28 protein-coding genes, 1 tRNA gene and 2 pseudogenes are annotated in these 25,300 nt (G+C 67.5%); 18 read left to right on the top strand and 13 right to left on the bottom strand.

Annotated features, from left to right (window positions below; all coding sequences use genetic code 11):
* Positions 1 to 62: 62 nt before the first annotated feature.
* The 9 genes from ACGFY5_RS22345 to ACGFY5_RS22305 all read left to right on the top strand — a co-directional run bounded on the left by ACGFY5_RS22345 (position 63) and on the right by ACGFY5_RS22305 (position 7,989).
* Complete coding sequence (locus tag ACGFY5_RS22345) at positions 63 to 1,097, top strand: sugar ABC transporter substrate-binding protein (protein WP_392722421.1); 1,035 nt, start codon at positions 63 to 65, stop codon at positions 1,095 to 1,097.
* Complete coding sequence (locus ACGFY5_RS22340; protein ID WP_392722420.1) at positions 1,097 to 2,581, top strand: sugar ABC transporter ATP-binding protein; 1,485 nt, start codon at positions 1,097 to 1,099, stop codon at positions 2,579 to 2,581. The genes ACGFY5_RS22345 and ACGFY5_RS22340 overlap by 1 nt, the downstream gene beginning before the upstream one ends.
* A gap of 19 nt (positions 2,582 to 2,600) precedes the next feature.
* Positions 2,601 to 3,647, top strand: a complete 1,047-nt coding sequence (locus ACGFY5_RS22335) for an ABC transporter permease (RefSeq protein ID WP_392722418.1) — start codon at positions 2,601 to 2,603, stop codon at positions 3,645 to 3,647.
* Positions 3,644 to 4,786, top strand: coding sequence for an S-methyl-5-thioribose kinase (gene mtnK / locus ACGFY5_RS22330; protein ID WP_392722417.1), 1,143 nt, complete (start codon positions 3,644 to 3,646; stop codon positions 4,784 to 4,786). The genes ACGFY5_RS22335 and mtnK overlap by 4 nt, the downstream gene beginning before the upstream one ends.
* Entirely contained in the window at positions 4,783 to 5,781 is a 999-nt protein-coding gene (locus ACGFY5_RS22325) for a dihydroxyacetone kinase subunit DhaK (protein WP_392722415.1), read from the top strand. Before mtnK ends, ACGFY5_RS22325 begins: the two co-directional genes overlap by 4 nt.
* Complete coding sequence (locus tag ACGFY5_RS22320; protein WP_392722414.1) at positions 5,778 to 6,389, top strand: DAK2 domain-containing protein; 612 nt, start codon at positions 5,778 to 5,780, stop codon at positions 6,387 to 6,389. Before ACGFY5_RS22325 ends, ACGFY5_RS22320 begins: the two co-directional genes overlap by 4 nt.
* 852 nt (positions 6,390 to 7,241) lie before the next feature.
* Complete coding sequence (locus tag ACGFY5_RS22315; protein WP_392722412.1) at positions 7,242 to 7,418, top strand: RGCVC family protein; 177 nt, start codon at positions 7,242 to 7,244, stop codon at positions 7,416 to 7,418.
* 284 nt (positions 7,419 to 7,702) lie between these two features.
* Positions 7,703 to 7,849, top strand: coding sequence for a DUF6247 family protein (locus tag ACGFY5_RS22310; RefSeq protein WP_392722411.1), 147 nt, complete (start codon positions 7,703 to 7,705; stop codon positions 7,847 to 7,849).
* Positions 7,846 to 7,989, top strand: a complete 144-nt coding sequence (locus ACGFY5_RS22305; protein ID WP_392722410.1) for a hypothetical protein — start codon at positions 7,846 to 7,848, stop codon at positions 7,987 to 7,989. Before ACGFY5_RS22310 ends, ACGFY5_RS22305 begins: the two co-directional genes overlap by 4 nt.
* A 75-nt stretch (positions 7,990 to 8,064) precedes the next feature.
* Here ACGFY5_RS22305 and ACGFY5_RS22300 read toward each other — a convergent pair whose 3' ends face one another.
* The gene (locus tag ACGFY5_RS22300) at positions 8,065 to 8,850 is read right to left on the bottom strand and encodes a phosphotransferase family protein (protein WP_392722407.1); all 786 of its coding nucleotides are present in this window, start codon (positions 8,848 to 8,850) and stop codon (positions 8,065 to 8,067) included.
* A gap of 288 nt (positions 8,851 to 9,138) precedes the next feature.
* On the opposite strand from ACGFY5_RS22300, the gene ACGFY5_RS22295 reads away from it, so the two are divergent.
* The 3 genes from ACGFY5_RS22295 (at position 9,139) to ACGFY5_RS22285 (ending at position 11,499) form a co-directional block, all read left to right on the top strand.
* Positions 9,139 to 9,414 (top strand): hypothetical protein, encoded by a 276-nt coding sequence (locus ACGFY5_RS22295; RefSeq protein ID WP_392722405.1) that lies wholly within the window; start codon positions 9,139 to 9,141, stop codon positions 9,412 to 9,414.
* 340 nt (positions 9,415 to 9,754) lie between these two features.
* Positions 9,755 to 10,840, top strand: coding sequence for a hypothetical protein (locus tag ACGFY5_RS22290; protein ID WP_392722403.1), 1,086 nt, complete (start codon positions 9,755 to 9,757; stop codon positions 10,838 to 10,840).
* Between the two features lie 191 nt (positions 10,841 to 11,031).
* A complete protein-coding gene (locus ACGFY5_RS22285; protein WP_392722401.1) occupies positions 11,032 to 11,499 on the top strand; it encodes a GNAT family N-acetyltransferase in 468 nt (155 codons plus the stop codon).
* Positions 11,500 to 12,272: 773 nt separating this feature from the next.
* On the opposite strand, the gene ACGFY5_RS22280 is transcribed toward ACGFY5_RS22285, so the two are convergent.
* From ACGFY5_RS22280 to ACGFY5_RS22270, 3 genes and pseudogenes are all read right to left on the bottom strand, one after another.
* A complete protein-coding gene (locus ACGFY5_RS22280; protein ID WP_392722399.1) occupies positions 12,273 to 12,905 on the bottom strand; it encodes a class I SAM-dependent DNA methyltransferase in 633 nt (210 codons plus the stop codon).
* 32 nt (positions 12,906 to 12,937) lie between these two features.
* Positions 12,938 to 13,764: pseudogene (istB, locus tag ACGFY5_RS22275) on the bottom strand (IS21-like element helper ATPase IstB).
* A pseudogene (locus ACGFY5_RS22270) lies at positions 13,761 to 13,972 on the bottom strand (IS21 family transposase); the annotation flags it as partial. The pseudogenes ACGFY5_RS22270 and istB, both read right to left, overlap by 4 nt.
* 597 nt (positions 13,973 to 14,569) lie before the next feature.
* Here ACGFY5_RS22270 and ACGFY5_RS22265 point away from each other — a divergent pair.
* On the top strand, positions 14,570 to 15,685 hold the full coding sequence (locus ACGFY5_RS22265; protein ID WP_392722398.1) for a hypothetical protein: 1,116 nt from the start codon (positions 14,570 to 14,572) through the stop codon (positions 15,683 to 15,685).
* 126 nt (positions 15,686 to 15,811) lie between these two features.
* Here the strand turns inward: ACGFY5_RS22265 and ACGFY5_RS22260 are convergent, their stop codons facing one another.
* Positions 15,812 to 16,570 (bottom strand): methyltransferase domain-containing protein, encoded by a 759-nt coding sequence (locus ACGFY5_RS22260; RefSeq protein ID WP_392722396.1) that lies wholly within the window; start codon positions 16,568 to 16,570, stop codon positions 15,812 to 15,814.
* A gap of 112 nt (positions 16,571 to 16,682) precedes the next feature.
* On the opposite strand from ACGFY5_RS22260, the gene ACGFY5_RS22255 reads away from it, so the two are divergent.
* The 3 genes from ACGFY5_RS22255 to ACGFY5_RS22245 all read left to right on the top strand — a co-directional run bounded on the left by ACGFY5_RS22255 (position 16,683) and on the right by ACGFY5_RS22245 (position 18,108).
* Positions 16,683 to 17,111, top strand: coding sequence for a hypothetical protein (locus ACGFY5_RS22255; protein WP_392722394.1), 429 nt, complete (start codon positions 16,683 to 16,685; stop codon positions 17,109 to 17,111).
* 166 nt (positions 17,112 to 17,277) lie between these two features.
* Positions 17,278 to 17,406, top strand: coding sequence for a hypothetical protein (locus ACGFY5_RS22250; RefSeq protein WP_392722392.1), 129 nt, complete (start codon positions 17,278 to 17,280; stop codon positions 17,404 to 17,406).
* 309 nt (positions 17,407 to 17,715) lie between these two features.
* Positions 17,716 to 18,108, top strand: coding sequence for a VOC family protein (locus ACGFY5_RS22245; RefSeq protein ID WP_392722390.1), 393 nt, complete (start codon positions 17,716 to 17,718; stop codon positions 18,106 to 18,108).
* Positions 18,109 to 18,538: 430 nt separating this feature from the next.
* On the opposite strand, the gene ACGFY5_RS22240 is transcribed toward ACGFY5_RS22245, so the two are convergent.
* Positions 18,539 to 19,165: a class I SAM-dependent DNA methyltransferase gene (locus ACGFY5_RS22240; RefSeq protein WP_392722388.1), complete on the bottom strand. Its 627-nt coding sequence runs from the start codon at positions 19,163 to 19,165 to the stop codon at positions 18,539 to 18,541.
* Between the two features lie 1,030 nt (positions 19,166 to 20,195).
* Here ACGFY5_RS22240 and ACGFY5_RS22235 point away from each other — a divergent pair.
* Positions 20,196 to 20,762 (top strand): hypothetical protein, encoded by a 567-nt coding sequence (locus tag ACGFY5_RS22235; protein ID WP_392722387.1) that lies wholly within the window; start codon positions 20,196 to 20,198, stop codon positions 20,760 to 20,762.
* A 119-nt stretch (positions 20,763 to 20,881) separates the two neighbouring features.
* Here ACGFY5_RS22235 and ACGFY5_RS22230 read toward each other — a convergent pair whose 3' ends face one another.
* The 5 genes from ACGFY5_RS22230 to ACGFY5_RS22210 form a co-directional block, all read right to left on the bottom strand.
* Positions 20,882 to 21,514, bottom strand: coding sequence for a tyrosine-type recombinase/integrase (locus tag ACGFY5_RS22230; RefSeq protein ID WP_392722386.1), 633 nt, complete (start codon positions 21,512 to 21,514; stop codon positions 20,882 to 20,884).
* A complete protein-coding gene (locus tag ACGFY5_RS22225; protein ID WP_392722384.1) occupies positions 21,511 to 21,792 on the bottom strand; it encodes a hypothetical protein in 282 nt (93 codons plus the stop codon). Before ACGFY5_RS22225 ends, ACGFY5_RS22230 begins: the two co-directional genes overlap by 4 nt.
* 254 nt (positions 21,793 to 22,046) lie before the next feature.
* Complete coding sequence (locus ACGFY5_RS22220) at positions 22,047 to 22,376, bottom strand: helix-turn-helix domain-containing protein (RefSeq protein WP_392722382.1); 330 nt, start codon at positions 22,374 to 22,376, stop codon at positions 22,047 to 22,049.
* Entirely contained in the window at positions 22,373 to 22,744 is a 372-nt protein-coding gene (locus tag ACGFY5_RS22215; RefSeq protein WP_392722379.1) for a type II toxin-antitoxin system RelE/ParE family toxin, read from the bottom strand. Before ACGFY5_RS22215 ends, ACGFY5_RS22220 begins: the two co-directional genes overlap by 4 nt.
* Before the next feature lie 119 nt (positions 22,745 to 22,863).
* Positions 22,864 to 22,937, bottom strand: a tRNA-Pro gene (locus ACGFY5_RS22210).
* A gap of 173 nt (positions 22,938 to 23,110) precedes the next feature.
* On the opposite strand from ACGFY5_RS22210, the gene ACGFY5_RS22205 reads away from it, so the two are divergent.
* A complete protein-coding gene (locus ACGFY5_RS22205) occupies positions 23,111 to 23,743 on the top strand; it encodes a PilZ domain-containing protein (protein ID WP_392722378.1) in 633 nt (210 codons plus the stop codon).
* Here the strand turns inward: ACGFY5_RS22205 and ACGFY5_RS22200 are convergent.
* Complete coding sequence (locus ACGFY5_RS22200; RefSeq protein WP_392722375.1) at positions 23,740 to 24,018, bottom strand: hypothetical protein; 279 nt, start codon at positions 24,016 to 24,018, stop codon at positions 23,740 to 23,742. The two genes, ACGFY5_RS22205 and ACGFY5_RS22200, sit on opposite strands and share 4 nt — an antisense overlap.
* A 73-nt stretch (positions 24,019 to 24,091) precedes the next feature.
* Positions 24,092 to 25,300 carry a hypothetical protein gene (locus ACGFY5_RS22195; RefSeq protein ID WP_392722374.1) on the bottom strand — a complete coding sequence of 403 codons (1,209 nt, stop codon included), beginning with the start codon at positions 25,298 to 25,300 and terminating at the stop codon, positions 24,092 to 24,094.

Raw genomic sequence — 25,300 nt, 5'->3', positions numbered from 1 at the left:
CGACTATTGACAGACGTCAGTTGTCAGACAACAGTCGTCTCCACTGAGTCAAGGAGGACTTCGTGATCGCCAGACGAACCGTAGCCCTGACCGCCTTAGCACTAGCCGTCACGACCGCACTCACCGCGTGTTCCCAGGACACCTCGTCGAGCGGCTCGGACAAGGTCACCACGAAGAAGGCATCCGATGTGGTCATCGGATACGCCGGGCCCACCCTCACCAACGCGTTTTTCGTCGGCCTGGAGAAGGGCGTCAAAGACGGCGCCAAAGCCCAGGGATTCAAGCTCAAGGAGACCAACGCCAACGGCGACGCCTCGCAGCAGTTCAACGACGCGATGAACCTGCTCAACCAGGGTGTCGACGTGCTGGTGCTGACGCCGATCGACTCCAACGGGATCACGCCCGTGGTCGAGGCGGCCAACCAGAAGAACGTTCCGGTGTTCACGCTCGACCGCGGTGCCAGCGGCGGCAAGATCACCTCGTTCGTCGAGACCGACAACCGCAAGGCCGGCACCCAAGCGGCGACCTGGATCGCGGACCAACTCAAGGCGCGCTACGGCAAGGCCGCCGGGAACGTCGTCGACTTGACCGGTCTGACCGGGACGACCGCGGCCGCGGAACGCGAGATCGGATTCCAGGCCGGGGTCAAGGCTAACCCCGGGCTGAAGATCGTCGCCAAACAGGAGGGCGGATTCGATCAGGAGAAGTCTCTCAACGCGATGACGAACATCCTGCAGGCCCAGCCGAGCATCGACGCGGTTTTCGGCGCCAACGACGACAACACCGTCGGCGCGGTGCGCGCCATCGACTCCGCCGGCCGCTACCAGCCGCCCGGTTCCAAGAAGCGCATCCTCATCATCGGCCTGGACGGCACCGCACAGGCGCTGGATGACATCCGTGCCGGCAAGCAGGACGCCACGATCAGCCAGAACCCGATCAAGATGGCCGAACAATCGATGGGTTACATCAAGACGCTCATCGTCGACGGCAAGTCCGTGCCGGCGCACTCCTATTGGCCGTCGATCATGATCACCAAGCAGAACATCGACTCCGCCGAAGTGAAGAGCTACGGCATCTGGTCGGCCGAGGTCCAGTAATGGCCGCACCATTACTGGAGATCCGCGACATCGACAAGCGCTTCCCCGGCGTCCACGTGCTTCGCGGTGTCAGCCTGACGCTGCCGGCCTCGCACGTGCTCGGGGTGGTCGGCGAGAACGGGGCCGGCAAGTCCACGCTGATGAAGATCCTCGCCGGCGCTTATACCGCCGACGCCGGCGAGATCCTGATCGACGGCGCGCCGTTACCCTCCGGGCCGTCCGCCGCGCTCGACGCGGGGATTGCCGTCATCTATCAGGAACTGAGTCTGGTTCCGGAGATGACCGTCGTCGAGAACATGTTCCTGGGCAACCTGCCCCGACGTGGTCCGTTCATCGATCGGCGCACCGCGCGGCAGCGCGCCCGGGCGGCGCTGGCCCGGGTCGGCCTCGCCGACCTGGATCCCGATCGCCGGGTAGTCACCCTGGGCCTCAACGTCCGGCAACTGGTCGAGATCGCCAAGGCGCTGGCGAGGAACGCCCGCATCCTGGTGATGGACGAACCGACCGCCGCACTCCAGCGCGACAACATCGAGACACTGTTCGACGTCGTGCGTGACCTGCGATCCGACGGCATCGGGGTCATCTACATCTCGCACCACCTGGAGGAGATCTTCGCGCTGTGCGACAGCGCGATGGTCCTCCGCGACGGCCAAGCGGTGCGAACCCAGCCGATCCACGACTGGGACGAGTCGGCGCTGGTCCACGCGATGGTCGCTCGCGAGCTCCGGGAACTCTATCCGTGGCGGCCGCGCGAGCCCGGCCCGGTCGTCCTCGAAGTTTCCGGTCTCCACCGGCCGCCCCGGGTCCGCGGAGTCTCGCTACAGGTCCGCGCCGGCGAGATACTCGGCATCGCCGGCATCGCGGGCGCCGGAAGAACCGAGCTGCTCAAGACGATCGCGGGCGCGACACCTGCGACCTCGGGCCGGATCGCGATCGACGGAAAGGCGGTGCCGGTCCGGAGCACCCGGACCGGTCTCCGCGCCGGGATCGTCTACGCGCCGGAGGACCGGAAGACCGAGGGGCTGCTCCTGGAGGCTCCGGTCGAGAACAACCTCGTACTCTCCGCGCTGACGTCCACCAGCCGGTTCGGTGTCATCAACCGGCGGGCACGCCGGGCCGCGGCCGAGGACCTGGTCAAGCGGTTCAGCATCAAGGCCTCGAGCATCAAGCAGGAAACCGGCACTCTCTCCGGCGGCAACCAGCAGAAGATCATTCTCGGCCGCGTCACCGGCACCCGCCCGAAAGTCATCCTGCTCGACGAACCCACCCGCGGCATCGACGTCGGGGCGAAGGCGGAGATCTACGGCCACGTGCTGGACCTGGCCGAACAAGGTGCCGCCGTCGTCCTGGTCAGCTCCGAGCTCCCCGAGTTGCTCGGGATGTCCGACCGGATCCTCGTCATGCGTCAGGGCCGCATCGCCGCCGAACTCGGGCGCGAGCAGGCCGACCAGGAAACCGTCATGCGCTGGGCGACGTCCGGCTGATCTTCACGCGGGAGAACCCATGAGCGAGTCCACTGATACCTCCCCCACCCAGGCCGACGCTCCACCGGCGGGTTCCGCCGAGCCCGGCCGCCGGCGCCGCATCGGGCCACCTGGCTGGACCGACACGCTGCTCGGTGGCATCGCCCCGCTGGTGACGGCCCTGATCGTGCTCTGCCTCGTGCTCGCCGTGAGCACCGACAGCTTCCTCACCACGTCGAACCTGCTCAACGTGCTGGTGCAGATCTCGGTGGTCGGCATCGCGGCGGTCGGCGGTACGTTCGTCATCATCACCAGCGGCATCGACCTGTCGGTCGGCTCCACCGTCGCGCTGTCGGGCATGGTCGCCGCCTGGTTCATGAAGGAACACGGCGCCAGCGGCGCCCTGGGCATCGTCATCGCTCTCGCGGTCGGCGTGCTCGTGGGCGCTTTCAACGGGATGTCGGTCACCTGGCTGAGGCTGACACCGTTCATCGCGACGCTGGCCATGCTGGCCATGGGCCGCGGACTGACCCAGCAGGTGTCCCAGGGCCAGACGATCTTCGGCTTCCCCGCCGACTTCACCTTCCCGGGCAACGGCAAGATCGCGGGAATCCAAGCCCCGGTGATCATCACCGTCATCGTGTTCGCCGTCGGGTGGTTCCTGCTCAACCGCACCAACTTCGGCCAGCGCGTATTCGCCGTCGGCGGCAACCGCGAGGCGGCGCGGCTCGCCGGTATCCCGGTCGGCCGGGTGGTCTTCACCGTCTACGCGCTCGCCGGTCTCTGCGCCGGGCTGGCCGGCATCGTGCTGGCCGGACGATTGAACTCCGCGCTCTCCTCGGCCGCGAACGGGCTCGAACTACAGGTCATCGCCGCGGTCGTGATCGGTGGCACGTCACTGTTCGGCGGACGGGGCAGCCTGATCGGTACCTTCATCGGTGCGCTGCTCATCGGCGTCATCAACAACGGTCTGACATTGCTGAACGTCAACCCGTTCTGGACGCAGTTCATCCAGGGCGTCGTCATTTTCGTCGCAGTGCTCCTCGATGCGCTCAACCAGCGCCGCCTCAAGGCGGCGAGCTCATGAGCGTCGCCACCGCCGATCCGCTGGTCCGACGTCTCGCAGCCCCCTTCCTGCCGAACGGCGAGATGCAGGTGGACGAAATCGGCGACGGCAACCTCAACTTCGTCTACCGGGTGCGCTCCGGCGGGGCGTCGGTGATCGTCAAGCAAGCCCCGCCCTACCTGCGCGCCGCCGGCGGGGATTGGCCGCTCACCCAGGACCGGATCCGGATCGAGGCCGCCGCACTCCGCGCTCACGGCGAGCTGGCACCCGGGCAGGTGCCCCAATTGCTCGCCGTGGACCCCGACGGCGCGGCGATGGTGCTGGAAGACCTGCGTGGTCACACCGTCTGGCGCGGTGCGCTCATCGCCGGGCAGCACGTGCCCGGCGTCGCCGACCTGGTCGGCCGCTACAGTGCCCGCACGCTGCTGGGCACGAGCGAGCTGGTGGCCGATCCCCGCCAGCGCGAGGCCATGCTGGCCAGTTTCGTCAATCCGGAGCTCTGCGCGATCACCGAGGAGCTCGTCTTCACCGCTCCGTACGTCGATGCCCCGTCCAACAAGTACGACGAAGCTGCGGCCGGGCTCGCCGCAGCGCTGCGCGAGGACCTGCCGATGCGCCGGGCCGCAGCGCAGCTGCTGTGGGAGTTCCGCACGCGGCGGGAGGCGCTGATCCATGGGGACCTGCACACCGGGTCGCTCCTGGTAGCCCCGGGCGACGCTCGTGCCTTCGACCTCGAGTTCGCGTTCTTCGGACCGATGGCCTACGACACCGGCAACGTCCTGGCGAACCTCGCGTTCGCCGCGATCGCCCACGACGAGCAGCGGAACGACCAATTCGTCGCCCGGATCGGGGACTACGCGGCGGAATTCTGGGGCGCGCTGAGCGAAGAGGTTCGGCTGCTCTGGCCCCGCCACCAGTCCTGGAACGAGATCTTCCTCGACCAGCTCCTGGAAGACAGCGCCCGCTACGCCGCCACCGAACTCGTCCGCCGGACCGTCGGTCTCGCCCACGTCGCCGACATCGACTCCCTGCCACCGGCACCACGCCTGCGTGCCCAGCACCGTGTGGTCGCCGGCGCCCGCTCACTCGCGCTCGGACCGGCCGTCCGGTCACTCAACGACCTGTGGGCCCGAGCCACGACCGAGGAGACACGCGCATGAAGAAGCTGATCAACAAGCCCGCCGACTTCGTCGACGAGGTGCTCGACGGGTTGCTACTGGCGCACCCGGACCAGCTCAAGGCCGCCACCGACGACCACCGGGTCCTGGTCCGCGCGGACGCACCAGGCCCGGGCCGGGTCGGCATCGTGACCGGCGGCGGTTCGGGCCATCTCCCGGCCTTCCTCGGCTACGTCGGCTCCGGTCTGTGCAGCGGGGTCGCCGTAGGCAACGTGTTCTCCTCCCCGTCGGCCGAGCAGATGTATGCGGCCACGCGAGCGGTCGACGGTGGCGCCGGAGTCCTGTACCTCTTCGGCAACTACGGCGGCGACGTGCTCAACTTCGAACTCGCCGCCGACTTGGCCGACGCCGACGACATCCCCACCCGTACCGTCCTGATCACCGACGACGTCTTGTCCGCACCGGCGGACCGGGCCGCTGACCGGCGCGGGGTGGCCGGAATGGTCTTCGCCTTCAAGATCGCCGGGGCGGCCGCCGAACGCGGTGACTCGCTCGACGAGGTCGCCCGGCTGGCTCAGCGCGCGGTGGACGCCAGCCGCTCGGCCGGCGTCGGACTCTCCCCCACCATCCTCCCCGAAGCCGGCGCGCCGACTTTCACCCTCGACGACGGTGAGATGGAGATCGGCATCGGGATCCACGGCGAACCCGGCGTCCACCGTGGCCGGTTGGAGACCGCGGACGAGGTCGCCGACCGGCTCACCACCGTTGTGCTCGACGAACTCGGAGTCGGCTCCGAGGACGCGGTCGCCGTGATGGTCAACGGGCTGGGCGCCACACCGCTGGAAGAACTCTACGTGCTCTATCGCCGCGTTCGCAGCCTGCTGGACGCCCACGGAGTGCGGGTTCACCGGACGTACATCGGGGAGTATGCGACCAGCCTCGAGATGGCCGGCGCTTCCGTCACCGTGCTCCGACTCGACGAGGAGCTCACACCGCTGCTCGACGCGCCGGCCGCCTCCCCCTTCTTCCACCAATGAGCACCTCCACACCCGACGCCGTCGCGATCCTCGACCGCGCGCTCACGCGCGTCGCCGACCAGCGCGAGGCCTTCCGCGCTCTGGATGCAGCCGTCGGCGACGGCGACCTGGGCATCACCGCCGAGCGCGGCTGCACCGCGATACGGGCTGCGCTCGACGAAACACCCCCGTCCGACTTCGGCGATCTCCTCCGGACGGCAGGGAAAGCTTTCGCCGCCGGCAATCCGTCAACAATGGCAGCGCTCGTCGGCGGAGGCCTGCTGAGCGCCGCGAAGGAGGCCAAGGGCTACACCGAGATCGACGCCGCTCTGGCGCTGCGCATCGGACGGGCCGTCTTCGAGCGGATCAAACGGAGCGGGAAGGCCGAACTGGGCGACAAGACGGTCCTCGACGCACTCGGACCCAGCCTGGACGCCCTGGAAAAGGCGCCGCCAGGCACCGCACTGGACGCCATGCTGCGCGCCGCCCAGGACGGCGTCGACGCCACGAAAGACCGGGCCGGTCGGCGCGGACGCGCCGCCTGGGTGGGCGAGCGAGGCATCGGCCACCCCGATCCGGGTGGCAGCCTGTACGTCAGTTTCCTCGCCGCGCTCCAGGCAGCCCGCTGACACGTCGCGGCAACCGCGCTCGAGCACCTCACCGATGGCCCGCCCTGCATCCACGGCAGGCCCGACCCGACCGGCGGCTCACCATCCGGCATGGTGAGCCGTCGGGACGCCATCCGCATCGGCGCACGTTCGGCAAATCCGTCGGCTCAGCGCTCACTGGGGCCGGACGCCGGCGAACAACGGTCTCGGCGCTCAACGACGGCGGCACCACCGAGCGCACCTCGTCAACGGAGAAGAGCCAGTGGCATTGTTGACGAGAACTGGCATCGTTCGGCGGTGAATTCGGGCAGCGCTGAGCGAACGCCGACGCGAATAGTGCCGACGGGATTTGACAGCGCTGGTTGCGTGTCGCGGGGTGGTGCGGACCTCTGACGGCGCTTCGAGGCGGGTTCGCGGCCATTGACGCCGCCTGGCCCATTCTGCCCAAACCGTTGTGACCGGCGTCCGATGATCTCAGCGACTAATCGCGTGCCGCACGCAGGTCACCGGCTCCCGTCGAGCGGCCAACACAACGGCGGCTAGCAGCACGAATATCAGTTCGGCTGGCAAAGTGGACGGGGTCACCGGCGAAGGCCAAAGGAATCGGCCCGGCGGTCACAGCGCACTTGTCAGGAGCCGGAAATTGTCGCCCGGCCCCCGCGAGACGCGGCTCGGCTCGCCCGGGTGTAGAATTTGGTTCGGGACAGGAGGGCATAACCGGTGTGGCTGACGCTACATCGTTTCCCCTAGCCTCCGATTCGAACTCCCCCGCCGCTCGGGCATTCACGTCACCCGGACAACAACGCCGTAGCCGGATTTCAACGGCACGACGAATCGCGCGGAAGCAATGCTTCACCGAACAACGGAGTGATAATGACGAGCTCGATTACTGCTACCCATGACCGAATGGTCCGTTCCGGCGGGAAAGACTCTGCTCCTCACACCTGCGACGTCTGCGCGCACGCATCCGAGGGACACGACCCGATTTCCGATCGCTACTGCGCTGCCACGCTGGCGAACGCGCTGACCCGCCACTGCATCTGCACATAACCGGACAGACAATCGCATAACCAGCAGGGCGGCGCGTCCTTGGCTGTCACACGTGAGCCAGGTGATGTGCCGCGGATCGCTCCCCGGAATTGGCAACGACGGACTGCACCGGTCGTCGGCAACGTCCCACCGAGCGATGGATCCGGTGGCCGCCGGCAGTGGTTTATCGCTGGCGTATGCCCGCACCAGCCCCCGCCCCTGACGAGCCGGGAGTATCCGAAGGCGATGCGGGCAGCATTGCTTCCAGAGGAAGCCGGTGACTTCGACCGGGAGTACGCCAGGCGATGAACGAGGCCGTCGAGGGCCTCGAGCTCACCGACCTTCTGGCACCGCTTCGCCGCTGGCAGCGAGTCGCGTGGTCATCGCGCGACGAGCGCGCCCACCGTCGGATACTGAGCGCGCCGATCACCTGTCGGCCGGCGTCGCCGTGACGGACGAGCCGTGGTCGGTGACCCGCGCGCAGTTCGGCCTCTCGATGTACGCCGTCGAAACCGACGCCGAGGTCGTGGAACAGCTCACCGCGCTACCGGCATCTGCACTGCCGTGCTACGCCGGGACCCCGTGCCAATGACATCCGGCTAGCGCGGCCAGTTGCGGCTGGACACTCGGGCTCGCCGTAAGCGGGTCACTGGCAGGTTCGATGCGTCTATCGGAGAGCGGCATCCAGCTCGGTCCGATGGGCAGCGGTCCAGTCGTAGGCAGATCGCACCTCGGCGGCAACACCGAGGTTCCGCAACCGGACCATGGCCGGGTCGCCCGTGTCGGCGCGGGCTTCGATGCCGCGCCAGCAGCGGTCCTGCCACCAGAGAATCGTCGATATGAGCGCGGAGCGATCGACCAAGCCGTAGGCATCGGCAATCAGCCGGACGCTGGCGGCTGCTCGCTTAGCCGAGGGCAACGCGGGACCGAGACCGATGTATTGCCAGCAGGTATGCGCAAGGTCATACACCCGCTGGCCTGCGGCGGCGTTGTCCCAGTCGAGGAAGGCCACCGGCAGCCACCGCGCGTCTACCTGCCGATAGACGGTGTTCTTCGGCGAGAGGTCGTTATGGCAGACGACCTCTCCACCGGCGGCCAGAGCGCTCCCCGCTGTCAGATCATGAAGTTCTCGAACCAGCCGTGCCACCGCGACCAATGCAGCGTCCGACCGGACCGCCGGCTGATTCTCGCTCTCCCAGGGCACGAATCCCTCGAGGTAGGTCAGCATCTCCCGGCCGCGCTCGTCGATGCCCAGCAGGCGCGGCGCGCCCGGCCAGTCTCGCTCCTCCAACAGAGAAAGCACTTGGTGGGTGTAGTCCGCCGCGGTCGGCAGGGGCCGGCGCACGACCTGGCCGGTGCGAACCACCACATTGAGGAATCCTCCCGGCAGCGGTTCCTCGACCGAAGCGAACGAACCGTCGTATGCCATCGCAAGCTCCTCCACGATCGTCATCGACGCGATCCGCCGCCCGAAACACCGACGCCTACGGACGGCGCAGCGAACCAATTCTGAGACAGACCACATGAGCTAGGAAGCGGTCACTTCTGACGAACAGTCCACGCCCAAACGGGGACTCACCCGCCGGTGTCGGTTCATGGTGCGGCCCGGTTGTTCCCTGGTCGCACCGTCTCTGAGCCGTTTCTTCGACGTCGGGGAGGTGCGCGGGAATTCCTCATGTGAACACGCATCCCGCGGATCAGTCGCCAGTCCAGATCTGCATCGAGTTGGTGGGGTTCAACGATGACGGCACGTCGCACGATCCGCCTGATCGCAGGGTCCGCCACGGCACTGGTCGCGTCCGGGTTACTCGCCGCCTGCGGCAGCGACTCGGCAGCGAGCCGGCCCGAGGTCGAGGTCGTCACTGTGACGGTCGCCCCATCGGTTGCGTCCGAACCAACCGCTACAGCCGACACGTCCGCGGTGAACGCGGGATCCGTGACGCGTGGCGTCGTTCCCGATGTCGTTGGGGTCAATCACCAGCTCGCCCAAGACACGATGCAAGCAGCCGGCTTCTAAACCTCTCCGAGGAGGACGCCACCGGCGCCGGACGTCTGCTTTTGATGGACCGCAACTGGGTCGTGGTCTCCCAGTCCCCTGCACCCGGCACGCGGTCAGCGTCAGACACCACGATCATCCTGCGCTCGAAAAAGATCGGCGAGTAAGGCGCCCTCACGTTAGGCGCCTGCGGCAGTGCCAGGTCGCCCTGTCTCGGGCGCTTCCTGCGAGCGTTCAGTGGACGGGTCCGCAGTCAGTTCGGCGCCGCGAGCCTGGTGGGGCTGCGGCGCTAGATCGGAGGGCCGGAGGTTGCGACCGATGTTGATCCACACCCTCGCGTGCGCCTGCCATGCTGGCCTCCATGCAGTCCAGGGCGTGGCTCAACACGGACGGTCAGATCTCTTCAGGCAAGGAGCTGTTCCGCCGCGTCACGACCCGCCGGCGACTGGTGGCCGGGGTGCTGGCTGCGGTGGTCGTCGTCCTGATCGGGATGACCGTGGCCTGGAGAACCGAGTCCGCCAACGACCGGTTCGTCCCCGCCGGGTCGCCCCGCGGACTCGACGCCTGGAGAACCGAGTCCGCCACCGATCGGTCCGTCCCCGCCGGGCCGTCCCGCGGACTGGACGCTCTCGCGTCGCCGATCGACCTGGGCTGGCTGCCGCCCGGCTTCCACCCGCCCCGCGCGGCACTGATCGCCCCGGGAACGTACGGGTTGCAGACCGAGCGCGACGACCCGTCGGCCACGCTGACCGTGACCATGCGGAACACCGAGCCGACGCATGAGACGGTTGAGGGCACGAGAACCTCCGTCGCGGTGAACGGGAAATCCGCCACGGTCATCTCGGTACCGCCGCCGCCCGGCGATCAGGAGGGCGTGGGCGTTGTCCGGTCGGCGTACCGGCTGCTGATCGTCGAACGGAAGCCCGGCAGGTGGATCCAGGTCAGGGCCGACACCAGCAGCAGAGACGAGGTCGACGTGAGCGTCGACGACCTCCGCCGGATCGCCGAAGGGCTGGTCGACCGGCCGCGTCCGGTGGCTGACCTGGTGCGGTTCGCCGATCTCCCGGACGGCCTGGAACCCGGAACCGTCACGTCCGACCCGTCGACCGGCGCCGCCATCGGGTTCGTCGGTCCCAGCGACCGGCTCAGCGTCGATCCAGGCTGGTCAGGGGTGATCACCGAGGACGTGGGGACCCGGGTCTGGGTCGGCGTCGGGTACATCCATGTGCTCGGGAGGTCGGTGGGGTTCACACCGGGTTCGCCCGTGCGGCGGGAGATCCGGATCGACGGGCGCCGAGTGTGGCTGGTGGCCGGCAACCCGCCGGGCCGTCCGGGCGCGGTCGTGATTCTCGACGGGAACCTCGGCGTCGCGGTCAGCGCCACCGGCCTGACCGACGAGCAGCTCGCACGGTTTGCCGCGGGCATCCACCCTGGCCCCGACCTGTGACCTTGAGGCGATGGTCGCTGGCCTCCGCGCCACCTCGCTGCTAGCGCCGACCACCGAGTCGAGCTCCAGCGCCGCGGCGCTAGGAGCGCGAGAACTTCCGCGCGGCTAAAACTCGTCGACACTAGCCGGTAGCCAGACGAACCGTCTTGTAGGCATTTATCTACCGCCACTTGGGTTGCCACTATTGCGTCATGTCCAACGTTCAGGTTGTCGTGCGCCGGTACCTGCCTGAGGATCGGGAGGCGGTTCTCTGGCTTGCTCCCCGGCTGCGGATCGGTGTTGCGTCGTGGCGGGATCCGGCAGCGGTCAGCTCGGCGGTGGCCGGCTGGATCGAGGAGTCACTCGACCGCAGTGGAGACGCTGATCGCGCGGTGCATGTGGCGGTCGCCGCGGACGAGATCCTCGGCGTGGTGACCACCGCTCACCGACGGCATTTCACCGGCGAGGTGGACGGCTACGTCGGGGAACTCGTGGTGAAGGCCGACTGCGAACGACGCGGAATCGGCACCCTCCTCATGCGAGCAGCCGAGCAGTGGGCCAGGGATCAGGGCCTCCCTCGCCTCACCCTGGAGACCGGCGCGGCCAACGACGCCGCGCGAGCCCTCTACTCCCGCGGCGGCTACCACGAAGAAGACATCCGGCTCACCAAACAGTTCTAGCGCCGAAGTCGTAACAGCGGCAGTTGAGTGTCTTCTTTCCCTCCGCCGGAAGGAACGATCTCGCTCGACGGAATCCTCACCGGCGCCGGCAGTGACCGTCAACGCGGTGCGGATCGCGTCGATCCGCAGCTTCGCTTGATCCGCACCGGTGACCCGGTTGGCCTTACTTAGCAGTGCTGTCAGCGCGATCGCGCCGCCGGCGATCGCGACCAGGCCGACGAGCACGGTCATCCCATACCGTTAAGGGCTTCAACCGCGGCCGGCCACACAGCCGGGAATGCCGCGGCCACCGCCACACCACACACGTCACCATGCCCCTGGCGGCCGCCAGGGCCGCCAGCCAGGCCTCGGCGGTCCGGGTCGCCGTGAACAACAGGTTGAACGGGACTTCCTCGGCACCGAGCTCGGCTGCGGCTGAGCTCGTATTGGCCTTCGGCCAAGGGAAGCCGACGTTCCTGAACTCGTCAGTGCTGGTCGGCCGTGCGGCGTACCGGGCGCCCAGGGCAGCCTGCGCGACCACGTTGCCGACGCCGTTGCGTCCGGCTCGGGCGGCCGCGCTGCGCCGAAAGAGGTAGACCGTGTAGCCGGCGTATAGACGGCGAGACCATCCTTCCTCAGCGCCATCGCCGGAGGACATCATGTCGCGCCATCGAACGACACGACTGATCTACGACTACATCCTGTGGCACGGGGCCTGATCATCTCTGGGCGTGTGGGTTGCCGGTAAATACTTCGGTGTTCGGGTGCCGCGGGGATGGTGCATTGGGTAGGGCTTAGCGGGCGAAGAGGATTGCTGCGGGTCGGTCGCTGTCGGGGTCGAGGGCGAGGTGGGCTTCAACGGTGAAGCCGGCATGGTGCAGCCATGCGGTGACCTGCGCGGGTTGACGGCGGTGGACCTGGACGTTCATTGGGTGGCCGTAGCCTTGGGTTTTGCATTGCGATCCGCTTCCTGCGTGGAAGCCCAGCAGCAGCGGGGCGTGAGGGCGTAGCGTCCGTTTGAAGTGGTTGAAGATGCCGGGAATGGCGTGGTCGGGGACATTGACCAGCGACCACCAGGCGAGTAGGCCTCCGAGTGAGCCGTCCTCGAGGCGTAGGTCGGTCATCGAGCCGACGTCGAACCGCAGCCCTGGATGGGTTCGTCGTGCGAGGTCGATCATCATCGGTGAGAGGTCGATGCCGAACGAATCCACGCCGTGCGCGTGCAGGTGAGCGGTGACGTGCCCGGGGCCGCAGCCGACGTCGGCGACCGGTCCGCCGCCGGCGACCTGAATGATCTCTGCGAACGATGCCAACGCCGCCCGCATGTAGGGATCGTCGGCCAGGGCGTCCCGGACCTGGGCGGCGTAGTTGACGGCGACCGTGTCGTAGGAGGTCCGAACATCAGCCAGCCAGTCCTCGGTGTCCATGCCGGGACACGATAGGCCTGCCAGGAGATCGTCTAGCTTTGCGTCCGGTTGTCCTTGGCGAGGAGCTCGCGGCGTTGGCGGGTGCGGTAGGAGTCGCCGGTGAGGTGAGGACCTCGACGTGGTGGACGAGACGGTCGATCATGGCGGCGGCCACGACGTCGTCGGAGACGGTCTCTCCCCAGCGTCCGAACGGCAAATTCGAGGTCACCATGATCGAGCCTTGTTCCGTGACGGGAGGCCACGAGCTGGAAGAACAGGTTCGCCGCGTCCTGATCGAACGGGATGTAGCCGACTCGTCGACGATGATCAGCTTGTTGGGGGCGGATTTTCTTTAGCTCGGCCTCGAGCCGGTTGGCGTGGTGGGCGTCGGCCAGGCGGGTGATCCAGTTGCTCGCGGTGTCGAACACCGAGTAGCCGGAGTTGGCCGCCTTGATCCCGACGCCGATCGCAAGATGCGTCTTGCCGATGCCGGGCGGTCCGAGCAGGATCACGTTCTCGGCTTTGGCGACGAACATGCTCGTCGCCAGATGCGCCAGCACGTCGCGGCGGAGCGAGGGCAGGTGATCGAGATTGAAGTCCTCGAGAGACTTCAGCGCCGGAAGTGCGCGGTGCGCACCCGCATGAAATTGCCTTTGGACTCCCGGTCAGCGACCTGCCGTTCGAGCAGAGCGGCTGGATATTCCTCGTGCGACCAGTTCTCGTCGCGGGCTTGGGTGGCCAGTTCTTCCCAGTGGCGTCCGATAGTGGGGGTCTTCAGCACGCGGGTCAGATAGGCGATCTGCGAGGGGATCCCGTCGGCCGGCCTGCTCGGGGAGCTCGTGGGCGGTGCCGTGCCCGCTGCGGTGGCGGTGGTCGTCATTCACGGCTCGCTTTCGGTGAGGGAATCGGGTTGGGGTCGAAGTCGACGCCAAACAGCGCGTCGTAGTCCGGCAGGGCGCGCAACGCGACTGGATGCCCGTCGGGATGCCGGCGGGTGGCCTGCCGGCCCGGCGATCGGCTGCGAGGTTCTGGCGCATGGCCGCGGCGGTCTGGGCGTGGTCGGGGTCGGTGATGACCGCGTGTTTGGCCGTTACACCGCATGCATGACCACTGGTCATCCTCAATGGGTGTGGTGTCAGCCTGCACGCGCTCGGCATCGTCCGCGATCCTTCACCCGCGTCCGGACGGTGTCGGCGCTGCCGCAACGGGGGCAAAGCACCTCAAGCGATGCCCAGCCGGTTAACATTGTGGCTGCCGCGTAGGTGAGCATGAACCGGATCACTTCGGCCCGGGCGTCGGTACCAGTGACGCCTATTTCGGACGTGCACTCTTCGACGGCGGAGAGCACCTCGTCGTCTAGCTGGACGGTGACAACGGTGTTCGGCGCGCGTATGACGGTTCCCGGGACCGCGCACGGCTGGAAGGCCGGCTGGCCGCTAATCGAGCTGACCCGCCAGCAAGGACGCCCGGGAAGGCATCTAGTAGCTGCCGCGTCGCTCGCCGCCTGGAGGTGATCTACCTGTGTCCGGGCCGAGGTGGAGGGCGTCCTCACCGAGGTTCGCGCACAGTCGACGCCGTCTTAGTTGGCGTCGACAAATATCGGTTTCCGCCGCAGGGGGCCGCGGTGGCTGCGATCGTGTGATCGCTCCGGCGCAAGGAGGCGCCGGGAGACCGGGGAGGCTGACGTGCGTCGTCTTTCGTTGCTGATTCTGTTAGTGGGCGCAGCGTTGCTGCCGGCGCAGGCTGCTTCTGCGGCCGTGACGGTCACACCGATCGCCCTTCCATCGCTGGCCGACGTGCCGAATCAGCTCAAGCAGGCCCTCGACGTCAACGCCGCTGGGGTGATCGTCGGCTCGTCGCCGGGCTACACCTCCGGCGGCGTGCCCACCCTGCGGCCGGTCAGCTGGCAGGACGGGACAGCCATCGATGTGACCCCGTTGAGCGCGTTCGCCGGCCAGGCCACGGCCGTGAACCTGGCCGGCGACATCGGCATGGTCGTGGACGGTGGGGACGCTTACGTCCGCAGCGGGGACACGACGACGAGAGTGGCGCCACCGAACTCCGTCGGCAGCCAGGTTCTGGATCTGAACGAGCGCGGGCAGGCTCTGATCGCCTGGCGCGACGAGAACCAGACCGGGCTGACCGGCGGCTACCATCTGAGCATCTGGTTCCAGGGCACGTTCACGGCGGTGACCCCGACCGGCCAGGAAGCGGCGCCCCAGTCGAACGGGGAGATCCGAGCCTTCCTCAACACGCGCGGCCAGGTCGTCTCGCTCTTCCGGCGGGCCGGCGGGGGCATCGCGACGGCCAAGGTGTGGTCGGCGGGCCGGCTCACGACGATCGGCACCGGGATCTCGAGGATCGGTGCGATGAGCGAGCGCGGTGAAGTGGTCGGAACGCGTACCGTCCTCGGCGTCGGCCGGCCTTTCAGCTGGCGCAACGGACGCCTGACCAGCCTTCCGGGGATCGGTACCGCGAACGCCGTGAACGAGATCGGTCAGGTCGTCGGATCGGTGCGTGCGGCCAACGGCTCCACCCATGCGGCGCTCTGGACGTCCGGCAGGCTCACCGACCTCGGGACGCTCGGCGGAACCACGGCCGTCGCCACCTCGATCAACAGCCACGGGCAGATCGTCGGTACCTCCGGACATGCGTTTGTGTGGTGGAGAGGCGCTTTCACTGACATGACGCCGGGCGCGACGTCGTCGGGGGCCACGAAAATCACCGACACCGGCTACGTCATCGGCAGCGAGACCGACAACCAGGGCACCACGGTCGCGGCCGCCTGGAAAGTGGGATAACGGCAGGCCACAGTCGTTTTGCGGCGCCCGGCGGGGTAGAGAACTTCGAGGAGCCGCCAAACAATGCCGTAAGGCTTCAGCGCGGCAGGAGGAGTACGACCGCTCCGCGGCAAGAGCGGATGCCGCTCAGCGGGGAGAACGTCGAGCTCCGATGAGGGTCCGGGTGGAGTGGGCGACGAACATGCCGTGTTCGCGGATGTGGGTATCAAGCCGTTGGAGGGCGCCCCGGTAACGATCGACGGTGAAGTCGGGCACCCACCACACGCATTTGCGCAGGATGTAGACGACGGCGCCGACATCGAAGAATTCCATCCGACAGCGGGCGCTGCGTAATTGCATGATCCGTAGTTCCGCGGCCCGAGCCGCTGCGGTCTCCCGGTCGGGATCGCGGTCTAGCCGTTCCCGCGGCAGTGGGCCGAGGAACCACTCGATCAGCTCGAACGCCGACGCCGGCCCAACGTGCTGAGCGAAGTACGTACCGTCGTCAGTCAGCACGCGGGCGATCTCAGCCCAGTGAGGGCTCACCGGATGGCGGCTGCACACCAGGTCGAAGCTCGCGTCCGCGAACGGCAACGGTTCTTCCTGCTGGACGGCAACCACGTCCACCGGGCGGCCGGACAAGCCACGGCGAGCGCGTTCGATGTTCGGTGGCCAAGTCTCCGTGACGACCATCCTCGATGGCAGCAGCGACATTTGCGCGATGATCTCGCCACCGCCGGTATCGATGTCCAAGGCCGCAGCGGCACGGCCGAGGCGCGCGGCGAGCTGCTGCGAATACCCCCAGGGCGGCCGCTGCTCGGTGGCGCGGCCGTCCAGCCAGTCGAAGCTCCACCCCGCTACGTCGGCCGCGACAGCCTCATCGACTAGCTCACCGAACGGACGCATACGACCACCCTGCCGACAACGTCAACCGAGATCGGTCCGGCGCAATGCGGCAGAAGAGTGCGCGGCGATGCTAAGAGCGGTCCTTGCAACCTTCGGCGACTACCGTCACGGCATGCCGGAGCCCGAGGCCGAAGTCGTTCGCCTGCTTGCGAAATACGTTCCGCGAACGGAGGCTGCAGCGGCCGCGCTATGGTGCGCTAACGCCCTGTGGACATCCGCCAGGCGGATTCAGGACCTCGTCGACGAACGCGCGCCGGCGATCCGCCCTCGCGGCGATCGGGACTTGCTCGAGCATGTCGGAGGTCTCCGAGGAGAGATCCGGCTCCTGCAGGGTCAGGCCCGCGAGTGGCTATTCACGGCGGAGCGCTTCGGCTCCACAGCCTTCCGCTGGGAGGACTACGCCACCGACGAGGACCCGGATCCCGGCGCCTTGAGCCGGCATCTGCACGGCGAGGATGGCACATTGCCGCCAGGAATCGGATTCCCCTACCTGCCCGGACCGGAGAACGAACGGCCCTCGGACGATGACCGCGAGCCGTAGATGCTCACTGTGCGACGGAGACGCCCGGGCCGCGGCATGAGTGAGTGTTGCGAACCGAACGCTCGTGGCGTCAGACCGGCGAACGAGCAGGGCGTCGCTTCGCGGGAACCTGGTTCCAGGACGGGGACACACCCCGCGAACCGAAAACTTCCGGAGGTTGGACGACATGAGCGGCTGCTACGACTACTCGTACGACAACTGCAACGACTACTCCTACGAGGAGTGCAAGCCCCGCCGTCGTCGCCACCACAAGAAGCGCTACAACGACTGCTGGGACTACAACCCCTGCAGCTGAACCATCCAGCCGCCGGCCCGGAGCGCGTCACGCGCCCCGGGCCGCGTCACGTCCGGTCGTCAGCGACCGCCCCACGCAGGACCCCAGCGCTAGAACCGCGCGCCCATCGACGCGGACTGCCAGAACAATGTCGGCCTTCGCCGCCTGCAACCAACGGCTTCCTGGCAGTTTGCGCGAAGCACTACGACCCGACGCGGACGCGCAGCCTCCACACACGATCGGCGGCATGAGCGTGCGTTCGGTCGGTCAGGATAGTCTTGGTGACTCACTTATTTGGCGAGGACGACGCAATCTGCCAGCATGCTGGCCATGACGGAGCCGACGCCGATCGTCCAGTGGTGCGCGCAGTCGATCGAGTGCGCGGACCCGGAGGCGATGGCGGCGTTCTATCTCGGGTTGATGGGCGGACGAGTCACCCACCGAAAGCCCGACTGGGTCGGTGTCGAAGCCGGCGGACTGCGGTTGAACTTCCATCGGGCAGAGGAACACCGGGCACCGACGTGGCCGTCGATGGAGGTGCCGATGCAGCATCACTTCGATTTCGTCGTCGGAGATCTCGTCGAGGCGATCAGCAAGGCTCAGCGCCTCGGAGCGCGGTTCGCGGATTTCCAGGACGAGGACGATCCCAGTTACGTGGTCCTGCTGGACCCCTCCGGTCATCCCTTCTGCCTGATTAGCGCCAGCGTCGCCGTCAGGCCCTGACGCCTGCCCTCGGCCTTGCGCCGGCTACTCAGATCACGACGACCCGCTAGATTCGCGGCAAGAGAGTGAGTTGCCATCTGCAAGAGGTCTCAGCCTGCGGCGACTCGGTCAGTGGGTAGTTCGGTCGAACGGATTCCCGGGGATTCACTGGCGGGGATCCGGTGGATCAAGGTGCGGAAGTCACACCATGATCCGGAGGAATCGGCAGCCGATCGTCGACCGATTCGGACGGCAGAGCATGGTCTCGGTGGAGGTGATCGAAAGCGAGTCACGGCGAAGGCTAGCGGGCCTCGGAGCTTCGTAATTGCGGGTGACCACAACGGTGGGGCCCCGGTTCACGCGGCGACGCCATCGACGGCGGGGTGCGGGTCCTGCTCGAGTTCGTCCCGAGAGCCTCAAAGAAGAGCGGACCGGTGGCGTGGGTGGATCGTTAGCGGGCGATGAGGGTTGCCGCTTGGCTCCCCGGCGGTGTGCCGACTGGCTCGAAGACTGTTGTCATGAAGACGTGGAGGCCTGCGGCGGTCAGCATGTCCGCGACCGTCTCGGGACGGCGGCGGTGGATGGTCATGTCGATGTCGTGGCCCCACGCCTGGGTGAAGTGTTTGGGAGCGTCGCCCACCTGGAAGGTGAGCATCAGTGGGGCGCTCGGAGCCAGCACCCGGCGGAACTCGGCCAGCACGTTGGGTAGGTCCCCGTCGGGGATATGGATGATGGAGAACCAGGCATTGAGGCCGTCGAGACTGCCGTCCGGTTCGGAGAGCCGAGTCATCGAACCGACTTCGAAGTGTAGGTGGGGATAGGCGGCTCGGGCTTGGGCGACCATGCGGGGCGACAGGTCGACTCCGTAGACGTCCAAGCCCTGTTCGTGCAGGAAGGCGGCGATTTGGCCCGGTCCGCTGCCCACATCGGCGGTACGCCCAGATGCCAGCTCCGCGAACAGCGTCAGGAGGCTGCGTTCGACCGGTTGCCGGGGCAGGTCGTCGACGACAAGCGCTGCGTAACTGGCGGCCACGGCGTCGTAGATTGAGCGGATCTTGTCGAGTTCGAGGTCGTTCACGGCCTGGCAGCGTATCAACCGCTGCCAGTCGGATGACAAGTCGTTGCGGGAGACCGGCTCCCCGTCGAAACCCGGAGGCGGATTCCGTCATCGGAGTTGAGGTTGAGCCCGTCCCGGCCTCCTAGGGTCTGCGACCTCAGCCCGCCGGGTCGTGTCAGACGACTCAAGGAGGTACAGCGTCGGCGACGGCCGGAATAGCGCGGTGGGTTGGCGGTCTCGCGAATTCCAAGCCTCTTGTCCGTCAGCCGATCGGGAAGGGAGCGAGCTAGTTTCGGATGGCGTCGACGCGTCGTACATGGACTGTTATGTAAACGCTCCAATGAAGACTTCGCTCGGAATCTATTAAGTGCGGGAGCTTCCTTTCTCGGAATATCGACGGTTCGGCTGATTTGCGGCTTATGGATGTCGTGGCCCGTAAGCAGAGATGTTCATTTAGCCAGTTTATCGATGATGCACTCTCCTCGGCAGAAGCGGATGATCTCGCACCCGTGCGCGCCTGCCAGGCCTAGTTCCTTCGACGGCGACGACTCGGTCACGGCCTCGTCGGTAGCCGCCGCCGAAGATATGAGTCCGGCAGGCGCAGCGAACCGGACCTGCACCCGACGCGTACCGACGAGCGTCGCACCAACCAAGACGACGACACCCAGAACCACGGCCGCGCAGAGAATCCGTCACCATACCGACCGCCCCGACCCAGGCAGCGGAGCGAGCGGCGGCGTGTACGAGAACTGCGGCGGCTGCGGCGCGGTGATGAGCTGGCCCGTGGAGCGGGCACGACCCGCAGTCGCGACGACGACTCAGGCGCGACCGCCGTCCTACCCGCTTTGTTGGGCGCAAGACTGACGCTGTTGGCGACCAACGCGCACCCGCCGCGCCGGTATCCGCTCCCCCGCAGGCCTTCGTTCACGTGAACACGGCCACCTCAGCGCGGGAGCCACTCCCGATGCGCACTCCGGACGACACCCCACAACCCGCGCCCCACTCAGCCTTCGGAGTGCCACGCCACGACTCAATTGAACGCGACCACGTCGTGCCCATCGCCGTCTGGCGACTCAACGACGACGCAGCCGACTCAGACCACATCGGTCCGCGACTGGCCGAACGGCTCGTCGACATCTACACCCGCCGCGGCGAAGCCATCCTCGACTTCGACGACGACGCCGGCCTGCGCGACGCGGCCACCACAGCCGACCGCAGCTACCTGCCGATCACCGCGAGCGCCGACCTCGCCGCCTTCGCGCACGTAGCCCCACCGATCAGCCTGGTCAGTCTCCGCTGGCCCCGCCCCCAGGACCACGCCGGCATCGACGACCTCTTCACCGCCTGCCGCTCACTCCTCGCGCGCGAAGCCTGCATCATCGCCATCGTCCGCTCAGCCCCTAATGCACACGCCTTCGCCCACCACGAACAGGTCCTCCGCGCAGCCGCAGACACTGCCGGGCTCGCCCACATCCTGCAAATAGTCGCGATCAGCGCACCGGGTCACCGCGACCAGTACCACTACTACACAACCCAAACCGACGCCAAGAAGACCCGCAACCACGTCGCCGACGAGCAAACCGCGGTCCACATCGACTTGCTGGTCTTCAGCCCATGAACGACGCATCCACATGACGCGACGCGGCCGCCGGGCAACTCCTGTTGCCCGACGGCCGCGTCTCGCTGAGTCAGACGTGCTCGCCGATACCCAATCGCCGCTGCGTCTGCAGCGCCCGCTCAGCCGCCGCGCTCGCTCCGTAGTGCCGCGGCGTCATCCGATGCCCAGCTCAGCAGCACCATCAAGTCCCCGGTATCGCCGCCGGCCAGCTTCCACTCGTGCGCGAAACTGTGTCGCCACCGGTGCGCGTGCACATGCGTGACTCCTGCCGACTCACCGAACCGGCGCAGCCGGATCTTGATGCCGTTCGGCAGCAGCGCCCGACCACCCCGCTCCGCCAGCCACAACGCCGGCAGCTCAGCGCCCGGATGCGTGGCCCGGGCCCGCAGATGCCGCGAGAGCGGCCGAGCGGTCTTCGGCCCGAACCGCACGCGCCGATCCTTCGCGCCTTTGCCGTGCAGATGCACCGACTCGTTGCTCAGATCCAGATCGTCGAGCATCAGGTTGCCGATCTCCGACAACCGCGCCCCGGTCGACCGGTACAGCCGGATCAGCGCCGTGTCCCGCAGCGCCAGGAAGCTCCGCCCGCGGCAGGCTTCGAGCAGCTTCGCGGTGTCGTCATCGCCCAGCACCGGCACCAACTTCGTCGGCGTCGAGGGCTCCCGGACCCGCCGCATCGGCGACCGATCGATCGCCTCTTCATCCAGCTGCAGCCAGTTGAAGAACTGCTTCAAACACTTGCGCTTGTTCAACGCGCGGTCCCCGCCGACCGCGTCTCGATCATCCAGCCCTGGAACGCCTCCACGTGCGCCCGGGTGACCGACACCGGATCAGCCGCAGCCTCGTCGGCATCCGGATCCGGAGAATGCTCGCCCAGATACCGGGCGAGCTGAGCCGCGGCCAGCAGGTAGTTGTAACGGGTGGTCTCGGGCCGGTTCGCCGCGCGCAGCGAGCGGTCCCAGTCCCGGACGTAGCTGCTCCAGGCCGGCGTCAGACCGGCCGTCAGAGCGCTCAGATTCAGCAAAGTCATCGATTCGAAACCCGTCGAGTAAAGGGGTCCCACAGCGGCGTGCTCGACCTCGCCGAACTTCCACAGACACGAAAAAGGGCTTCCTCAGGTCATCTGACCTGAGGAAACCCTCACCGTTGTCGGGCTGACAGGATTTGAACCTGCGACCCCTTGACCCCCAGTCAAGTACTCGCTTCGGCGCGGCTCTGCCAGCGACCCGAAGTTCGGCGACCGATACTGCGGCCCGGAAAATCATCGGATCGCGGCCATCGTGGCTAGGCCACTTTGACCGAGTGCGGACCCACACTGACAGTGATGTCCAAGTGGCCGCCGAGGGCCGCCGCATAGGCGCGCAGAGTCTCCAACTCCATGGCCTTCAGATCGCCGTTCTCGATCTGGGAGATGCGAGATTGTGAGACGCCGAGGATGTCGGCAATCTCGGCCTGGGTCTTGCCGATGGCTCTGCGGAGCTCCCTGAGGTGGTGACCGGCGATGTAGGCGTCTGTCTCGTCACGGGCCCGCGCCTGACGCTCAGGACTGGCCAGCTCGGGGTGGCGTCGGTGCGCTTCAGCCTTGACGTCTTGCCAGTTGCGTCCGGTGCTCATCGCGTGTCCTTTTCCTTGGCCGCCCTGTATTCGGTGTAGCGAGCTTCAGCCAGCGGAATGTTCTCGTCGTACCACCGGGACCACTGCCCGGCCTTGTCTCCGGCTACGAGGAAGATCGCGGCTCGTTCCGGATCGAAGACGAACAGCATGCGAATCTCGGACCGGCCCCTGCTGCCGGGCCGTAACTCTTTGAGGTTACGCAGACCACTATGTTCCAGAGTGTCGACGAGCGGACGGCCAAGCGTAGGCCCAGCCTCCGCGAGCCTGTCGATGGCCTGCTCTATCAAGGCTGCAGTCCTGACATCTTCTTCGCACAGTTTGAGATACCAGCTCTCAACTGGTTCGAGAAGGATCACATCCCAGGCCACGAGATCAATATAACCTCGAGCTCATATCTAAGACGGCGGTGGTAGGCCGAGCGAAGAGCTCCCAGCACACGAAAAAGGGCTTCCTCAGGTCATCTGACCTGCGGAAACCCTCACCGTTGTCGGGCTGACAGGATTTGAACCTGCGACCCCTTGACCCCCAGTCAAGTGCGCTACCAAGCTGCGCTACAGCCCGAATGCCTCCGCGACGCCGTCGCGTTGACGTGACAACCCTACCGTACGGGCCCGACGAGATACGAACCCCGGTTGCCACCCAGGTGCAGATTAGTTGCGTATTCACCCAAACCGTAGCCGACGCCCCGAATCCGCCGGACAGTGGAGAACACACCCCTCACGAGGAGCTCCGCGATGACCATCCCCCTGCCCGCCGGCACCCAGTTGATCCTCACCGGTCCTGCTCAGGCCGTGGAGTTATTGACGCTGGCCTCGGCCGAGGTCGGCGACCAGGAGCAGATCTCGGTGCTCGTGATGGGCTCGGACGCCCCGCCGCAACGCGGCATGATCAGCATCCCCACCCCGTTCGGCGTCATGCGCACTATTGCCGCCCTCGACGCCGACGAAGGTGTCGTCACGCTCAAGATGTCCAAGATTCCGCCCGCGTGGCAGCGCCGCGACGCCCACCGGATGCCGCTGGGCGTCCCGCTCCGGGGCACCACGGTCTCGCTGCCCGCGCTCGCCGGCGCCGGGGCGCCCGGTCCGCAGCGCCCCGTCCGCTTCAACGGGACCACCCTCGACATCTCCCCCGGCGGACTCTCCGCGCGCCTCACCGTCGAGTCCGACGCGTTACGCCTCCCGTCGGGTGTCCGTGACGTGTTCCTCGAGATCGACCCGTTCAGCTCCCACCCGGTCGCCGCCACGCTGCGCGTCGTCGACGTGCGCTCCGACCGCCTCCGCGGCGAGTTCGAATACCTCTCCCCCAGCGACTGGCTCCACCTGGCCCAACTCGCCCGCGAAGCGTCCGACCTGCCGCCCCTGGACTAACCCAGCTCGCGGTTGAGTGCATCCACGACCCGCTGAACCTGGTCGCTGTCGGCGGCCTCCAGCGGACCGTGCATCTCCACCGACGACCACGGCGAGGCCACCCCGACGCTGCCCCGCAGCTGGTCGTCCCACGCCTCGCTCTCGCACAGCGACCACCAGTGGAACTCCTCGAGCGTCCCCAGTGACTCCGACCGCTGCTTCGCAGCTTCGTCGCTGCGCACCCAGATGTCGCCGAACTTGTCCCGCCACGCCGTGTTGTTCCCCGGCTCGTCCACTGTCCGTCTCCTTCTGCCGCCCGCTTCAAGCATCAGGCATATCGACGTTATTGCGCGCGCCGTTCGAGGTGGCTCACACGTCCCGGCCGCCGCAGGACTCGATGGTCGCCAGTTGCGTCTCGTACCAGGCAGCTTGCTCGGCCTCGGGGCGGTCCGTGACGTCGTCGACCGCGTCGAGGTTGGCGGGGTCGGTCAGCACCTCGCGGAGCTCTTCCGCCGCGGACCAGCGGGGCTCGCCGCCGGTGAGCAGGAGCCAGGTGGTGACGTGGTCGACGGCGGCGACCAGCGCGCGGTCGTGTTCCGGGGGCAGCGGTTTGCGGAAGCAGGCGTCCGGCGACGGGGTCATGTTCACGGCGAGCGTGAGCCGGACGAGGTCCGCCGAGTGCTCCGGCCCGTACTGGAACTGGACGCGACCGGGTCCGCCGGCCTCGCTGACCGTGGCCGGCATCGTCACCCCGTACGGCCGCCAGGCGCGGTTCATCTCGGCCACCACGGCCCCCACCTCGGCTAACTCGTCGACGTGTTCGGGCCGGAGGCAGATGCGCACGTCACCGTCGAAACAGCGGGTGTCGTCGGGACGGGGCTGGGCGGCGGCGCCGCGTACGACGTCCGGAAGAAGCAGTGCGGTGACGGCGGCGACCGCGAAGGGAACCGTGACCGCGACGATCACCGACCAGGCGGGACGCCCGGCGAGCGCGACGGCGGCGAGCGTGCCGACGAGCAGGGCTACGCCGACCGCGAGGGAGGCCCCGGCGGCGGGACGGGACCACGTTTCGTTGCCGGCGCAGCAACCGTCGAACGGACCGAGCCGGGGGACGAACCAGAGGCCCCAGAACACGACGAGCACGATCGCGGCGCGGGTGCCCGACAGCATCAGGCCGACCCAGCCGGCGAACACGATCTGGGCGAGCAGGACGACGAGGCTGACCGCCAGGATCGGGGCCGTGACCCCGGCGCCGCGGACCACCGCCACCACGCCGACGAAGGCGCACTGGGCGACGACCGCGAACACGAGCAGGGGCCATAGGGCGCCGAGGAGCGTCACGGGCCGGCGGATGCCCCCGGGACGGGACACACCCCCGCTCCGCAGGTCGGATGCCCGCACCGCCGCGGCGATACCGAACAGGATGCCGAGGTACACCGATCTGGCGGTCTGCGCGGTGAGCGAGACCGCGTAGTCGGGGTCCTCCGGCGCCATGATGTACACCGCGAGGAACGCGCAGTAGAACGGCAGAGCCAGAGCGAGCAGCCTGAGATCACCGGTTCGGCGCGCACCCGACAT

Origin of the sequence: Cryptosporangium sp. NPDC048952 (genome assembly GCF_043197895.1) — a bacterium.
In the GTDB taxonomy this organism is placed as follows: domain Bacteria; phylum Actinomycetota; class Actinomycetes; order Mycobacteriales; family Cryptosporangiaceae; genus Cryptosporangium.
This window is presented reverse-complemented; position numbering and strand designations above follow the sequence as displayed.

Excerpts from the sequence above, each read along its gene's own strand:
- ACGFY5_RS22285 (WP_392722401.1), top strand. The coding sequence starts at position 11,032 with ATGTCCAACGTTCAGGTTGTCGTGCGCCGGTACCTGCCTGAGGATCGG.
- ACGFY5_RS22310 (WP_392722411.1), top strand. The coding sequence starts at position 7,703 with ATGAACGAGGCCGTCGAGGGCCTCGAGCTCACCGACCTTCTGGCACCG.
- ACGFY5_RS22245 (WP_392722390.1), top strand. The coding sequence starts at position 17,716 with ATGACGGAGCCGACGCCGATCGTCCAGTGGTGCGCGCAGTCGATCGAG.
- ACGFY5_RS22260 (WP_392722396.1), bottom strand. The coding sequence starts at position 16,570 with ATGCGTCCGTTCGGTGAGCTAGTCGATGAGGCTGTCGCGGCCGACGTA.
- ACGFY5_RS22300 (WP_392722407.1), bottom strand. The coding sequence starts at position 8,850 with ATGACGATCGTGGAGGAGCTTGCGATGGCATACGACGGTTCGTTCGCT.
- ACGFY5_RS22325 (WP_392722415.1), top strand. The coding sequence starts at position 4,783 with ATGAAGAAGCTGATCAACAAGCCCGCCGACTTCGTCGACGAGGTGCTC.
- ACGFY5_RS22255 (WP_392722394.1), top strand. The coding sequence starts at position 16,683 with ATGCCGGAGCCCGAGGCCGAAGTCGTTCGCCTGCTTGCGAAATACGTT.
- ACGFY5_RS22280 (WP_392722399.1), bottom strand. The coding sequence starts at position 12,905 with ATGGACACCGAGGACTGGCTGGCTGATGTTCGGACCTCCTACGACACG.
- ACGFY5_RS22250 (WP_392722392.1), top strand. The coding sequence starts at position 17,278 with ATGAGCGGCTGCTACGACTACTCGTACGACAACTGCAACGACTACTCC.
- ACGFY5_RS22315 (WP_392722412.1), top strand. The coding sequence starts at position 7,242 with ATGACGAGCTCGATTACTGCTACCCATGACCGAATGGTCCGTTCCGGC.
- ACGFY5_RS22290 (WP_392722403.1), top strand. The coding sequence starts at position 9,755 with ATGCAGTCCAGGGCGTGGCTCAACACGGACGGTCAGATCTCTTCAGGC.
- ACGFY5_RS22225 (WP_392722384.1), bottom strand. The coding sequence starts at position 21,792 with ATGACTTTGCTGAATCTGAGCGCTCTGACGGCCGGTCTGACGCCGGCC.
- ACGFY5_RS22295 (WP_392722405.1), top strand. The coding sequence starts at position 9,139 with ATGACGGCACGTCGCACGATCCGCCTGATCGCAGGGTCCGCCACGGCA.
- ACGFY5_RS22335 (WP_392722418.1), top strand. The coding sequence starts at position 2,601 with ATGAGCGAGTCCACTGATACCTCCCCCACCCAGGCCGACGCTCCACCG.
- ACGFY5_RS22340 (WP_392722420.1), top strand. The coding sequence starts at position 1,097 with ATGGCCGCACCATTACTGGAGATCCGCGACATCGACAAGCGCTTCCCC.
- mtnK (WP_392722417.1), top strand. The coding sequence starts at position 3,644 with ATGAGCGTCGCCACCGCCGATCCGCTGGTCCGACGTCTCGCAGCCCCC.
- ACGFY5_RS22220 (WP_392722382.1), bottom strand. The coding sequence starts at position 22,376 with ATGAGCACCGGACGCAACTGGCAAGACGTCAAGGCTGAAGCGCACCGA.
- ACGFY5_RS22195 (WP_392722374.1), bottom strand. The coding sequence starts at position 25,300 with ATGTCGGGTGCGCGCCGAACCGGTGATCTCAGGCTGCTCGCTCTGGCT.
- ACGFY5_RS22205 (WP_392722378.1), top strand. The coding sequence starts at position 23,111 with ATGACCATCCCCCTGCCCGCCGGCACCCAGTTGATCCTCACCGGTCCT.
- ACGFY5_RS22320 (WP_392722414.1), top strand. The coding sequence starts at position 5,778 with ATGAGCACCTCCACACCCGACGCCGTCGCGATCCTCGACCGCGCGCTC.